11 protein-coding genes are annotated in these 14,103 nt (G+C 42.7%); 9 read left to right on the top strand and 2 right to left on the bottom strand.

Annotated features, from left to right (window positions below):
* Window positions 1-78: 78 nt before the first annotated feature.
* The 5 genes from V7K85_RS02610 (at window position 79) to V7K85_RS02590 (ending at window position 6,921) form a co-directional block, all read left to right on the top strand.
* On the top strand, window positions 79-2,067 hold the full coding sequence (locus tag V7K85_RS02610) for a ribulose bisphosphate carboxylase small subunit (protein ID WP_334811115.1): 1,989 nt from the start codon (window positions 79-81) through the stop codon (window positions 2,065-2,067).
* Between the two features lie 232 nt (window positions 2,068-2,299).
* A complete protein-coding gene (locus V7K85_RS02605) occupies window positions 2,300-3,073 on the top strand; it encodes a transferase (RefSeq protein ID WP_334811114.1) in 774 nt (257 codons plus the stop codon).
* A 57-nt stretch (window positions 3,074-3,130) separates the two neighbouring features.
* Window positions 3,131-3,919 (top strand): BMC domain-containing protein, encoded by a 789-nt coding sequence (locus V7K85_RS02600; protein WP_334811113.1) that lies wholly within the window; start codon window positions 3,131-3,133, stop codon window positions 3,917-3,919.
* Between the two features lie 263 nt (window positions 3,920-4,182).
* Window positions 4,183-5,130 carry a LysR family transcriptional regulator gene (locus V7K85_RS02595; RefSeq protein ID WP_334811112.1) on the top strand — a complete coding sequence of 316 codons (948 nt, stop codon included), beginning with the start codon at window positions 4,183-4,185 and terminating at the stop codon, window positions 5,128-5,130.
* 162 nt (window positions 5,131-5,292) lie between these two features.
* Window positions 5,293-6,921 (top strand): mucoidy inhibitor MuiA family protein, encoded by a 1,629-nt coding sequence (locus V7K85_RS02590; RefSeq protein ID WP_334811111.1) that lies wholly within the window; start codon window positions 5,293-5,295, stop codon window positions 6,919-6,921.
* Window positions 6,922-7,124: 203 nt separating this feature from the next.
* Here V7K85_RS02590 and V7K85_RS02585 read toward each other — a convergent pair whose 3' ends face one another.
* Entirely contained in the window at window positions 7,125-7,325 is a 201-nt protein-coding gene (locus V7K85_RS02585; RefSeq protein WP_334811110.1) for a hypothetical protein, read from the bottom strand.
* A gap of 257 nt (window positions 7,326-7,582) precedes the next feature.
* On the opposite strand from V7K85_RS02585, the gene mnmE reads away from it, so the two are divergent.
* The 4 genes from mnmE to V7K85_RS02565 all read left to right on the top strand — a co-directional run bounded on the left by mnmE (window position 7,583) and on the right by V7K85_RS02565 (window position 11,735).
* Window positions 7,583-9,004 (top strand): tRNA uridine-5-carboxymethylaminomethyl(34) synthesis GTPase MnmE, encoded by a 1,422-nt coding sequence (mnmE, locus tag V7K85_RS02580; protein WP_334811109.1) that lies wholly within the window; start codon window positions 7,583-7,585, stop codon window positions 9,002-9,004.
* 111 nt (window positions 9,005-9,115) lie between these two features.
* Window positions 9,116-9,886, top strand: coding sequence for an SDR family NAD(P)-dependent oxidoreductase (locus tag V7K85_RS02575; protein ID WP_334811108.1), 771 nt, complete (start codon window positions 9,116-9,118; stop codon window positions 9,884-9,886).
* A 53-nt stretch (window positions 9,887-9,939) separates the two neighbouring features.
* The gene (locus tag V7K85_RS02570) at window positions 9,940-10,269 is read left to right on the top strand and encodes a hypothetical protein (protein WP_334811107.1); all 330 of its coding nucleotides are present in this window, start codon (window positions 9,940-9,942) and stop codon (window positions 10,267-10,269) included.
* Between the two features lie 182 nt (window positions 10,270-10,451).
* Window positions 10,452-11,735 carry a cytochrome P450 gene (locus V7K85_RS02565; protein ID WP_334811106.1) on the top strand — a complete coding sequence of 428 codons (1,284 nt, stop codon included), beginning with the start codon at window positions 10,452-10,454 and terminating at the stop codon, window positions 11,733-11,735.
* A gap of 562 nt (window positions 11,736-12,297) precedes the next feature.
* On the opposite strand, the gene V7K85_RS02560 is transcribed toward V7K85_RS02565, so the two are convergent.
* The gene (locus V7K85_RS02560) at window positions 12,298-14,034 is read right to left on the bottom strand and encodes a hypothetical protein (protein ID WP_334811104.1); all 1,737 of its coding nucleotides are present in this window, start codon (window positions 14,032-14,034) and stop codon (window positions 12,298-12,300) included.
* Between the last annotated feature and the right edge of the window lie 69 nt (window positions 14,035-14,103).

The raw sequence follows: 14,103 nt of genomic DNA, 5'->3' as shown, positions 1-14,103 counted from the left end.
ACAGTTAGAAGAAGTCAGGAGTTATGAGTTAGAATTCATAACTCCTAATTCCTAACTTAATTCAGGAGGAATCTCGCGATGGCAGTCCGCAACACGGCGGCACCCCCAACCCCGTGGTCGAGGAATTTAGCTGAACCCAAAATCCATGAAACTGCCTTTGTACATTCATTCTCCAATGTGATTGGGGATGTACGAATAGGTGCAAATGTAATCGTTGCTCCGGGGACTACGATAAGAGCTGATGAAGGCACACCTTTTTATATTGGTGAAAACACTAATATTCAAGATGGTGTTGTGATTCATGGGTTGGAGCAAGGTCGAGTAATTGGCGATGACCAAAATAAATACTCGGTATGGGTAGGTAAAAATGCTTGCATTACCCATATGGCTCTAATTCACGGACCAGCTTATGTCGGGGATAATTCCTTCATTGGCTTTCGCTCTACGGTGTTTAATGCCAGGGTGGGTGCAGGTTGCATCGTGATGATGCACGCTTTAATTCAAGATGTAGAAGTTCCCTCAGGTAAATATGTACCTTCGGGAGCAATAATTACTAGCCAGCAGCAAGCTGACCGCTTGCCAGATGTGCAAGATCAGGATAAGGAATTTGCTCATCATGTGGTTGGGATTAATCAGGCATTACGAGCTGGTTATCTTTGTGCTGCGGATAGCAAATGTATAGCACCCATTCGGGATGAAAACGCTAAATCTTATACAGGTAATGGTATTACTGTCCTAGAGTTGGAAAGGAGTAGTGAAGTGTCGAGCAATAGCTTGGGTGCAGAAACAATAGAGCAGTTGCGCTATCTATTGGAGCAAGGGTATAAGATTGGTACGGAACATGTAGACCAAAGGCGGTTCCGCACGGGTTCTTGGACTAGTTGCCAACCAATTGAACCGAGATCCATCGGTGAAGCGATCGCAGCATTAGAAAGCTGTGTAACAAACCATAGCGGCGAGTATGTCCGGCTGTTTGGCATTGACAAAGGTAGACGGCGGGTGCTAGAAACCATCATCCAACGTCCGGATGGTGATGCTAAACCAGCTACCAGTTTTAAGCCTCCTGCTAGTCGTGGCAATAGCAGTTACAGCAGCAGTAATGGTAATGGTAACGGCTCTAGCAGTGGCAAAGTCAATGGCGAAACTCTAGAGCAAATCCGCGAACTTTTGGCAGGTGGTTACAAAATTGGCATGGAACACGTAGATGAGCGCCGCTTCCGAACTGGTTCCTGGAGTAGTTGCAAGCCAATTGAAGCAACTTCCACAAATCAAGTAATCTCCGCCTTGGAAGAATGTATAGCAAGCCATCAAGGCGAATATGTGCGTTTAATCGGCATCGATACCAAAGCCAAACGGCGGGTATTAGAAAGCATTATCCAACGTCCAAATGGTCAAGTAGGCTCCTCTGGCAGCCAGAAATCATTTACTAGTAATGCACAATCGGCAACAGCTACCAGTAGTCACTTAAGTACTGAAGTAGTAGACCAACTCCGGCAATTATTGAGTAGTGGGTATAAAATTAGCATTGAGCATGTAGATGAGCGCCGCTTCCGGACTGGTTCGTGGACTAGTACAGGTCAAATTCAAGCCTCCTCAGAAAGAGAAGCGATCGCAGCCGTAGAAGGACACCTCGGCGAATACCAAGGGGAATATGTCCGCTTAATTGGGGTTGACCCCAAAGCCAAACGGCGGGTATTAGAGACCATTATCCAACGTCCAAATGGTCAAGTAGCCTCCTCTGGCAGTCAGAAATCATTTACTAGCAATGCACCCTCTGCTACTGCTACAGCAACAGCTACCAGTACCCGCTTGAGTAGTGAAGTAATAGACCAACTCCGGCAATTATTGGCTGGCGGCTCTAAAATTAGCATTGAACACGTAGACCAGCGCCGCTTCCGGACTGGTTCCTGGACTAGTACAGGTCAAATTCAAGCCTCCTCAGAAAGAGAAGCGATCGCATCTGTAGAAAGGCACCTCGGCGAATACCAAGGAGAATATGTCCGCTTAATTGGGATTGACCCCAAAGCCAAGCGCCGGGTATTGGAAACGATTATCCAACGTCCATAAGGAGTTAGGAGTTAGGAGTTAGAAGTCATTCAATTTTGGATTTTAGATTTTAGATTTTTTCTTCAATCCAAAATCCAAAATTCAAAATCTAAAATTGACAGAGTTAGGAATGGAAAAAAATTGTTAATTCATAACTCTAAACTTAAAATTTATAACTCCTTACTTTTAACTAACTCCTCACTTCTAACTCCTCACTCTCTATTTTCTTCCGGCTTCTGAGGTTAAAATTTCCATGTCTGTGCTGTCACTGCGCCTCAGCAATAACTTTGATTCTTACATTCATGGTGAGGTGACTATTCATCCAAGCGCAGTACTTGCACCTGGGGTGATCCTCCAAGCGGCTGTAAACAGCAAGATCATCATTGGTCCAGGGGTCTGTATTGGTATGGGAGCAATTCTCCAAGTCCATGAAGGCATCCTAGAAGTAGAAGCAGGCGCAAACCTGGGAGCCGGTTTTTTGATGGTTGGCAAAGGCAAAATTGGGGCAAATGCTTGCATTGGTTCAGCAACAACAGTTTTTAACTATTCAGTTGAACCTGGACAAGTAGTACCACCTGGATCGATTTTAGGAGACACTAGTCGGCAAATTGCCCAAACAAAGCAACTGGAATCATCCACAAATAACCCAGCTTCTACAAGTACGCCACCGCAGAAGGAAGAGGAAAATGGCTCAGGTGGAATTAAGGAAAAGGTAATTTCTTCAACTAACTTCTCAGCTTCAGCTGTTGTAGATTTCAAACAAAACAAGTCGATTTCTTACTTTAAATCTCCCCCCACTCCCGAAAGTCAGTCTCCTCCCGTGGAGGAACCTGCCAATGATCCTGACCCCACCTTGGAGTCAGCCGCCCAAGCGTCTACAGAACATCATTCAGACCCCAATCAGCCAGCCACAGAATCCCCTAACGGTTTCGGGACTCAAATTTATGGGCAAGGGAGCATAAACAGACTGTTGACCACATTGTTTCCCCATAGACAATCCTTGAGCGACCCAAACTCTGACGATTAGTCCGAGTAAGTGTTAATTGTAAGTTGTCGACTTTTTCCGTATCCTTGGAGAATTAACATGGAAACATATAATCAACGGTCTATGAGTTCCACTCAGGGAGCGAGTATTCAAGACACCTTCCAGGATACTGCTTTGGGTTTAGTTTCTACCCGCAGCTTTCCAGCGATAGTTGGTACAGCAGATATGATGCTGAAATCAGCGGGAGTTCACCTAGTTGGGTATGAAAAAACTGGTAGTGGTCATTGTACTGCGATCGTCCGGGGTGGAATTGCTGACGTACGTCTAGCAGTAGAATCTGGTGTACAAACGGCTGAACAGTTTGGTCAGTTGGTTTCTAGTTTGGTGATTCCCCGACCTTATCCCAACCTAGATATAGTACTTCCGATCACAACCCGTTTCACTAAATTGATGGAAGAGGGCAATTACAGCCGTCTGAGTAATCAAGCAATTGGTTTGGTAGAAACGCGAGGATTTCCAGCAATGGTAGGAGCGTGTGATGCCATGCTCAAAGCTGCTGATGTTCATTTGGCAGCCTATGAAAAAATTGGTGCGGGTTTGTGTACAGCCATTATTCGTGGTTCCGTAGCAAATGTGGCGGTAGCAGTGGAAGCGGGAATGTTTGAGGCAGAACGCATTGGGGAATTGAATGCAGTGATGGTGATTCCTCGACCGCTGGACGAAATGGAGTTAACCTTGCCATTAGCAAGTTGTTGGATAGAAGAACGCCAACCGTTAAACCTGCCAGTGAATATTAAAGAACAAGTTGCCGAAATCGAGGTACTAAGATTACCAGACTTAACCAAGCTACCTACAAAAGTTACAGAAGAATTATGGAATGATGAATGATGAATGAAGAATGATGAATTGTGGAAAATCCTCATTCAGCATTCAACATTCATCGTTTAGATAGAAGGCATCTTACGCTTTTGCTGTTCTGATAATAGCTTCTTTAATCCATAAATAAAATACCTTTATTTTCATAGAAGGAATAGAGTTTTATCTATAATAAATAAAACTCGTAACTTTCTGTGAGTATCGCTATATCATTTGCCAGTGTTCAGCAATACTGGTTTTATATCTATTAATCGCTATATACAGGAGAATCACCCTTGAACCAAGCGACGCTGCATCAGTTAAAGGTGTTCGAGGCGGCAGCACGGCACAGTAGCTTTACTCGTGCTGCCGAGGAATTGTTTCTCACCCAACCTACCGTTTCTATGCAGATCAAGCAACTCACAAAATCGGTAGGGTTACCATTATTTGAGCAAGTGGGGAAGCGGTTGTATCTGACGGAAGCAGGACGGGAATTATTTGCCACTTGTCGGCAGATTTTTGACAATATAGCCCAGTATGAAATGAAGGTGGCAGATTTAAAAGGGCTAAAACAGGGACAATTACGCTTGGCAGTGATTACAACAGCAAAATACTTTATTCCACGTTTGTTAGGGCCGTTTTGCGAACTTTATCCAGGGATTGATATCTCGCTGCAAGTAACGAATCACGAACAAATTTTGGAACGGATGAGTCAGAATCTGGACGACTTATATATTATGAGTCAAATTCCAGACAATATAGATGTGACTTGTGAACCATTTTTAGAAAATCCTTTGATAGTCTTTGCACCAAATAATCATCCGTTGTCCAAAGAAAAAAACATTCCTATAGAACGCCTGTCTAACGAACCTTTTATTATGCGGGAACCAGGTTCAGGAACTCGTCGCGCCGTCCAAAAGCTATTTGAAGAACAAGGGGTGATGGTAAAAGTCAAGCTAGAATTGGGAAGTAACGAAGCAATTAAACAAGCGATCGCAGGTGGTTTAGGAATTTCTGTTTTATCCCGTCATACTTTACTATTAGATGCCTCAGAGTTTAGCATTTTAGATGTACAACACTTCCCGATTCAGCGAAATTGGTACATGGTTTACCCATCTGGCAAACAGCTATCTATCGTTGCTCGTGCCTATTATGAGTATCTCTTGGCTGCGGCAAAAAATATTGTCAAGCAAAATGCTAATACTCATTCTGGTACGCTTGAACCAATATCACGGGTAAAATAATTCGTAATTATGAATTACGTAGCTTGCTTTTCGCCTTCTCTACGAGACGCTACGCCAATGGCGAGTATTACGAATTACGAATTACCTAAAGGGGTTGACGGTTAGACCGGGAAGCATTGACAATTAACCAGCAGAGTCATTTAAAATGGGGGAAAACTGGCAGTGGTTAACCCGGAAATGCCGTCTTGGTGCAAAACAGTACAAAGCGAGATTGTAGCTGTTACTGTGTATTCTGACAGAGCATTAGTTACACGGCGAGGTGTAATTTCTTTAACAGGAATTGAACAGGAATTAGTAATTACTCCAATGCCAGTAACTCTAGAAACTGAGTCTGTCAGGGTTAGCGGTACAGGAACAGTAGGGGTGCGCTTGGTGGGAGTGAGTAGCGATCGCATCTACACTACTGAACCTGTAGCGGAGCGAGTAGCACATTTGACAAGGCAAATTCAGCAACTAGAAGCAGAAAAACGCCATCTGCAAGCCCAAGTTGATGCTTTAGCATTGCAGTCTAGTTTTATCGCCGGCTTACGTGAAAAAACAGAAGAACCCTTTTCACAAAGTTTGTCTCGGAAAAATCTCAGCCTCAGCGAAACTTTGGATTTCCTCAACTTTATCGGAAGCCAGTATAGTGAGTATGCGATCGCATCTGGAGAGTGCAAAACCCAACAGCAGGAATTAGACAAACAACTGCAAGCACTCCGCACCTCATTGCAAAAAATCCAAACGCCCCATCCGAAAGAGAGTTTTAGCTTAGTTGTGGCAGTTGAAGTTACAGGTGAAGGCGAATTTGAATTAGAGCTATCATATTTAGTGAATCGCGCTAGTTGGACTCCGCTTTATGACTTGCGCTTTAGCACTACTAGCGATATTGTGCATTTAAGCTACCTTGCAGAAATCACTCAAAGCAGTGGCGAAGATTGGATTGCTGCAAATCTCACCCTTTCCACCGCTAAACCGGGATTAGGTACACTCCCACCCAAACTTGAACCTTGGTATATTGATACCCTACGTCCCCAAAGAGTGCGACAACGATTTGCTGCACAGCCACCACTGCTGCCTAGCATAGCAGAACCGCCTGCTGCTGCTGCCAGAATGGATTGGCAAAGCCAAGACGAAGTTACAGAGGATGGTCTTATCCCAGCAGAAACCGTTGTAGCAGAAGTATCCAAAGAAGGGAGTGTAGTTACTTTTAAACTGAATAGTGGTGGTAACATTCCCAGTGATGGCGCACCCCATAAAACTACAATTTTTAATGATGATTATCCTTGTCGCTTTGATTATGTAGCAATGCCGCGCTTGGTAAGCTTTGCTTATCTACAAGCTAATGTGAAAAATAGTCCTAACGGTGCGACTTTGTTACCAGGCAAAGCGAATATTTTCCGCGACAACGTTTTTATTGGGACAACTCAGTTAGAGAATATTGCACCAGGGCAAGAATTCAAACTGAACTTAGGAATTGATGAAGGTTTAAAAATTGAGCGCGACTTAGTTGAACGTCTGGTAGACAAAAGATTAATTAGCAACCAGCGCCGGATTACTTATAGTTATCGGTTGATAATAACTAACTTACTCGACAAAGAAGTAAATCTGAAAGTAACTGAACAATTGCCAGTTAGTCGCGACGAGCAAATTAAAGTGCGCCTCAGCCGCAGCAACCCGCAAATTCAACTGGGTGAAATGGGGATTTTAGAATGGCAGTTAACTTTTTTAGCACAGGAACGAAGAGAGATATATTACCAGTTCAATGTTGAACATCCGCCTGACTTAACGGTGGTTGGGTTAGATATTTAAACAACATCACTAACAATAATTTTAATTTAACAGAGTATAGTAACCGTTCCACAAAAACCAAAGCATATGTTGGTAATTGAAACTTGGTTGTGAGGTTCTCATCAAAGCAGCGATCGCTTGGCGGCAAAACTGCGAGAATTAAATATAGATCCAAACACTATTTAACCTTTGCGCTGTCTTCCTCGTGCCTGTTAACACGAATGCTATAAATCTTTAGGAAAAACCCATTTTGGCGGTTCCGTCATTTTTTTCCGCAGACGTTCTTGTGCCAATTCCAACATTTTGTCTAAGGGAGTCTCTTCAATAAATTTTGCAGCGGTCTCTCTAAACTCGATATTGGGGCATTTATCCCCTAAAACACAACCGTTAACGCAGGCTTGGGCGCAGTTAATTTTTTGCTCCACAGTAAATTCCTCTCTCTAAAAGTTATGAGTTATAAGTTATAAGTTATAAGTTGTGAGTTATTATTTTAACCTCTAACTCTTGACTCTTAACTTTTTACTATCAGGCATTACCCTCCAAAATAAATTTTACCTTGCCAGTTGCCATCTCATTAGTTCTAAATACCTACCATTTAAAAAGTTATGAGTTATGAGTTACGATTTTTACTCCTAACTCCTCATTCCTAACTTCTCACTCCTCACTTTTATCAAGGGCGCTCATGTCAGAAGTTTTTGCCACTACTGGAACCATCGCTGCGATCGCCACTGCTGTTGTCCCCCAACAGGGTAGCGTTGGGATTGTGCGGGTGTCGGGTTCCCAAGCAATGGCTCTAGCCCAAACTCTCTTTGACGCACCAGGGCGGCAAGTTTGGGAAAGTCACCGAATTCTCTACGGTTACATTCGCCATCCCCAGACGCAACAACTGGTGGATGAAGCGCTGTTGTTGATCATGAAAGCACCCCGTTCTTACACCCGTGAAGATGTAGTGGAATTCCATTGCCACGGGGGAATTATGGCAGTGCAGCAGGTGTTACAACTGTGTTTGGAAAATGGTGCCAGGTTAGCGCAACCGGGAGAATTTACTCTCCGCGCCTTTTTAAATGGACGATTGGATCTGACTCAAGCTGAAGGTATTGCTGATTTAGTGGGAGCGCGATCGCCCCAAGCTGCCCAAACTGCTTTAGCTGGTTTGCAGGGAAAATTAGCTCATCCGATCCGGCAGTTACGCGCCAACTGTTTGGATATTTTGGCAGAAATTGAGGCTCGAATTGATTTTGAGGAAGACCTGACTCAGTTGGATGATAAAGTAATCATATCAGAAATCGAGAAAATTGCCGCAGAAATCACTAGGTTAATAGAAACCAAAGACAAAGGTGAGTTGCTACGCACTGGTTTAAAAGTGGCAATTGTTGGACGTCCGAATGTGGGGAAGTCCAGCTTATTGAATGCTTGGAGCCGGAGCGATCGCGCGATTGTGACTGACTTACCCGGTACAACCCGCGATGTGGTGGAATCCCAGTTAGTTGTCGGCGGAATTCCCGTACAAGTGCTAGATACAGCGGGAATTAGGGAAACAACAGACCAAGTAGAAAAAATTGGCGTCGAGCGATCGCGTCGTGCCGCTAATGCAGCTGATTTAGTTTTGCTTACCATCGATGCTTCAGCAGGTTGGACAGAAGGCGATCGAGAAATTTACGAACAGATACAACACCGTCCGTTGATTTTAGTGATTAACAAAATCGACTTAGTAGAAGAAAGCGAAATAAAAATTCTTCAATCCCAAATCCCAGTTGCGCTGGAAGCGCACCAAAGGTGCGACCCAAAATCTAAAATTGTCACAGCAGCAGCCAAAAATCAAGGTATTGATGCTTTAGAAACAGCAATTTTAGAGATAATTCAATCTGGAAAAGTCCAAGCTGCTGAGATGGATTTTGCCATTAATAAAAGGCAAGCAGCAGCCTTAACTCAAGCTAAAATTTCTTTGGAACAAGTACAAGCAACAATTGTCCAGCAGTTACCTTTGGATTTTTGGACTATTGACTTACGCGGTGCGATTCAAGCACTAGGAGAAATTACTGGAGAAGAAGTTACAGAATCAGTTTTAGATAGGATTTTTAGCAAGTTTTGTATTGGTAAATAAACCATCAATACTCTAATTTGGCTAATTTGTGTAGGTTGGGTTAAGCAAAGAGCAACCCAACATTTGTCCTAATTTTTATTAACTTTTACTATTATTCAATCCTAAATTCATATGTCTTTTATCGATGATATCAATCCTATTAACGCATTGATTGTGGGAGCTAGCCAAGGTATTGGTTTAGGTTTTCTGAAAAAATTGCTACAAGATGACAGAATAGCCAAAGTTTATGCAACTTATCGTCAACCGGAATCAGCCTCCGATTTAATAGCTCTTGCAAGCGAACATTCTCAGCGATTAATTTGTCTGGCGATGGATATTACTGACGAGTTGCAGATTGTTGAAGCTGTTCAAAAAATATCTGCTCAAGTTGATAAACTACATTTGGTAGTCAACTGTGTAGGACTGTTGCATGAAGATACTTTACAACCTGAAAAAAGCTTAAGACAGATCAATTCAGAAAATTTGCTGCGCTACTTTCAGATAAATAGTATTGGTGCTGTCTTGTTAGCTAAACATTTATTGCCTCTGTTTCGTCATGGAGAACGCAGCGTGTTTGCCACTATTTCTGCTAAATTGGGTAGTATTGGCGATAACCAACTTGGTGGATGGTATGGCTATCGCGCTTCTAAAGCAGCACTCAATATGTTGATGCGAACTGCGGCAATTGAGTATAAAAGAAGTTGTCCGAAAGCATTAATAGTGACATTGCATCCTGGTACAACTGATACGCGCCTTTCCCGTCCTTTCCAGACAAATGTAGCTGCGGAACAATTATTTTCAGTGGAACGCACTGTTACCCAATTATTGGCTGTGATCGAACAGCTTCAAGAAGGCGATAGTGGACAGTTTTTCTCATGGAATGGGAACAGATTGCCTTGGTAACTGCGTTACGCTTGTGCTAGTTAAACTCACGTTACTTGTAATCATCAAAGCCTATGAAGTTTTTTGTGCCAGCAGCTAAGGATGATGTTAAAGCAGAGCAGGTGTATAGTGCCATCGCTCAGTCTGTCAAAGCACCAATAACCGAAAAGCGTATTTGGAAGTTACAGTGGCGTGACAACGAAATTGATATGGAATGCGAGGTAGGGAAACCTTTACCATCCTCTTACCAAACTGGGAAAGAGCTAGTTCTGGCAATCTTTGAGTGTGAAAACCTTTATAAGATTTGTACTCTTACCCGTGGAGGAGTAAAGGGAGAGCCTATTTTTGCTGGAAAAAACTCTCTATCATCAGCAACATATTTTTTGGATAATACAAATAATTGACTCTACATTTGAAGGTGCGATCGCTTTCTATGCCCGAAGATTATTGATAGACTAATTACGTTGAGCCTTAATCTGACAACTGGTATCCAACGCCCAGTCTTTTTGTGCAAGACATAGTTACCTCTCATCCCTTAAAAATGAGCGAACGGTGAGTAACTTGTTAAGATGATGTTGACTGCACAATGACTCAAAGCAAACCATCACTGACCACCATTAGAAGCATGAAGCATCTATCGGACTACAACTTCTTTGACCCGGAAGTGCTTGTGTGTCCTTATGAATTCTACAAGCTGGCACAGGAGCAAGCACCAATTATGGAGCTACCGAGTCCCAGAACGGGAACAAAACTCTTTCTCGTTACCCGCTATGACTTAGTGAGAGAAATTCTTAAGGATACAAGAGTATTCTCTAGCAATTTCTCTACTTTACTGGCTGGCCAAGAAGAACATGATGATGAGTTGCAGAAAATTTCGGGTCAAGGCTGGCCTCAGATGAACACCCTGCTCACGGCAGATCCGCCAGAACACGAGCGATTTCGATCGCTGGTGAATAAGGCATTCACCTTAGAGCGTGTCAACAAAATGTCTGACTTGATTGAGCAGATTGTTGATGAACTCATTGACAGTTTCATTGATCGCAGCAAGTGTGAATTCGTCAGTGAGTTTGCCGTACCCTTACCGATCAAAGTTATTGCTCAACAGTTAGGTGTGCCGCAAGCAGATATGCCGAAGTTGAAGCAATGGTCTGATGCTTTTATTGCACGTCTAGGCCACACACTTTCTAGAGAGCAGGAGATCGAGTGTGCTAAAGATGTTGTTGCTTTCCAGCATTATTTTAATGATGTCATAAACTCCCGCCAAAAACAGCCTCAAGATGATTTGATCACTGATTTGGTACAGGCAAAAGTGGCAAAAGAGCGATCGCTCGATACTGCTGAACTGCTGAGTATAATTCAGCAAATATTAGTGGCAGGCAATGAGACTGTTACCAGTGCGCTCGCGGGTGGGATGTTGTTGCTGACAAACAATAAAGAGCAGATAAAGTTGGTACAAACAGATATTTCCCAGATAGAGAACTTGGTTGAAGAAGTTCTACGAATGGAAAGTCCGACAGCGGGAATGTGGCGAGTTGTGATGCAAGATACAAAACTAGGAGACGTTGCTCTTGAAGCTGGGTCTTTGGTCATGCTTCGCTTCGATGCTGCTAACCGCGACCCCATAAAATTTCTTGAGGGTGAGCATTTCGATGTGCGCCGCCATAATGCCAGCAATCACCTATCTTTTGGTCATGGGATTCATTTTTGTTTAGGCGCTATGCTTGCTCGTAAGGAAATGCAGATTGCCTATGGGCGATTGTTGCTACGGCTTAAGAACATCCGCTTGGCGCAATCCGGTTACCAGTACTTACCGAATATACTGATGCGGGGACTGAAGCACCTCTATATTGAATTCGATAAGGTAGCATGAGTGGTTGTTTAATCGGAATTAGCGCTCTACTATCACGCTTGCGGTATAGGTTGTGATCTGCAAAGAATAGCACTTCGCATCTCTTTTGCTCAATGCAAGTCATTTTGGGAACCGATAGCCATTCTTGCTTAAGATTGAGATATTGCGATCGCGTCGCAATATCTCAATCCTCCAAATCAGCCAGTACCTCGCGGTAATTGAGGTCACTCTGAATTTCATGATAGGCTCCCGGATACTCTATCCTCAGCATTTTCTCAGCAAGCTACTAATCATGTCAATATATATTGTAGTAAAAATAGCTTTTAGCTATGGAGTAATTACAGGGAATTGAGTGATCTTCACGTATTTAAAGTATCGATCAGATAATTACCAGGCTTCTAACCGTAGGTTGGTTGATAATATTACCTCAATAATTATGATTAGTTCATGAATTCAAAGAGGGTGTTATCAAAACAAAATCAGCCTACAGATGTAAACCTGGAAACCCAGATTAAATCTGACGAATCTTAATTACGAATTACGTAGCTTGCTTCTCCCCAGAGGCGAGTATTACGAATTACTATTATTTCCTCTGCCATAGTTGCCGCAACGACTGAAAAATATTTACAAATCTTTCTTCTAGCCAGACCATAACATAATCAAGCCATTCCAGAAGTTGCTCTAAGGGGTGCTTATCATAGCCTGTTGAAGTTGCTTTAGTTTCTATCCAGTCCGGCTGTGCCTCAACTTGACTGCTTTGATGAAACTGCTGTTGCAAAATTTCCCCTTTACGACTCTCGCTTTTAGTTTGGGAAATGCGGGCTTGGGTTTGTTTTGCAGAGGCGACTTTTCCAGATGTTTTTTGACTTGAGGCGAGATTACTAGTTGGTTGTTTCCTTTGCACCAAGCCAGAACCGACTTTAGGTTGTTGTACAGTTAAATTCTTTTTTGGAAAATCTCTTACTGATAAACTTGAGGCTAAAGCAGGATTTTTCCTTTGAGAAAGTGGAACTGGCTTGTCAGCAACTATTTCGGTGTCACCAAATAAATCACTCCACGTTAGCCAAGGATCATCTGTAAAATCCTGGTTCTCCAACTGACGGCTTTTGGACAAGGCTTTTCTAGGAGGTGATGATAATAGTTTACCTGGCAATCGCTGATCACTGGTTGTTGGCTTAAGTGTTTTTATATTACCAATACCAAAAAAGTAATTAAGCGCCGCCTCAATCAAAGCCTGAAGATTCAATGTATGAGTTTCCAAACCATCAGCAGTGGCTGCAATTTCTCCCCTAGCAGCTAATTGCTCTTTGCCATAAAGAAATATATTTAACTGAGTTTGGGCAACTTGGACAATTTCCTGGCTACGTTCTTGCACAGGTACTAAAGCATTTGACTCTAACTTAGCAACGGCTATATCTAAAAATGCTAAGAATCTATCTGTATTAGGTAAATTTTTTGGTATTCCTTCAGCTAAAACTGGAATATTGGCTGTATTTTCGCCAGTGAGTTTTGCTAATAAACTATCAATTTGTGGTAGTAACTCCGTTTCCTTTTTAGCTTCGATCAACCGCCTTTCCTTCTCTGCGAGAGGCTGCGCCAACGGAACGCTACGCGTAGCTTGCTTCCCCGTAGGGGTACGCGCAGCGGATCGTAGAGAAAACTGCCAGTAATTAGCAACTTCGTTAATAATTCTGTATTCTAATTTGGCCTGCTGTTGAGGTGTTAAAATATCTAGAATTTCATTATCGGCACTAACAAGTACTAAATTACGATTCATCAAATTTGTGGCAATTCCCCGCACTCGTGGAAGATACTGCTTGAGAGCATTCTCTAACTGTGAAGGGTTGAGACTTCCGGCTTGATTCTCTATAATATTTGATGATTGAGTAAGATTAGCCTTATTTGTCGAGTTATTATCAAGAAATTTCAGCCAAAAAACTCCCAAGAAAGCCAAGGGATTGAAAGGTTCAGATGTTTTTGCAGGAGTAGAAGCGGGTTCATCTGATGACAGATAATTGACTGCTTCTAGTACATATTGAATGGGGCTATCAACATTTGGCAGAGTTTCGGTCTGGAAATCGGTATCATTTGGTTGTAACTTTAGTCTAGTTTGTGGTTCTTTGGTGTGTAGCATTTTACCAGATGATTCAGATGACTGAAACAGTAGATACACTGGGTAAAGTAGTACCTCCACACCCCACTTAGTGGCAACTTGCAAATGCCGGAAGGTGTGTTCCCACTGTTGTGTCACCCGCCGAGATTGCTGGTGGACAAAGTTAAATAGTCTGCTTTGATAACGACCAGAGGAACCAGAAGACATAGTAGTAATTATTTAGTTCAAGTCTTGTTGAGTTGTGAGACTCCCGCCACACAATAAAAACGACTAACT

This window comes from Nostoc sp. (assembly GCF_036917615.1).
GTDB lineage: Bacteria > Cyanobacteriota > Cyanobacteriia > Cyanobacteriales > Nostocaceae > Nostoc.
This window is presented reverse-complemented; position numbering and strand designations above follow the sequence as displayed.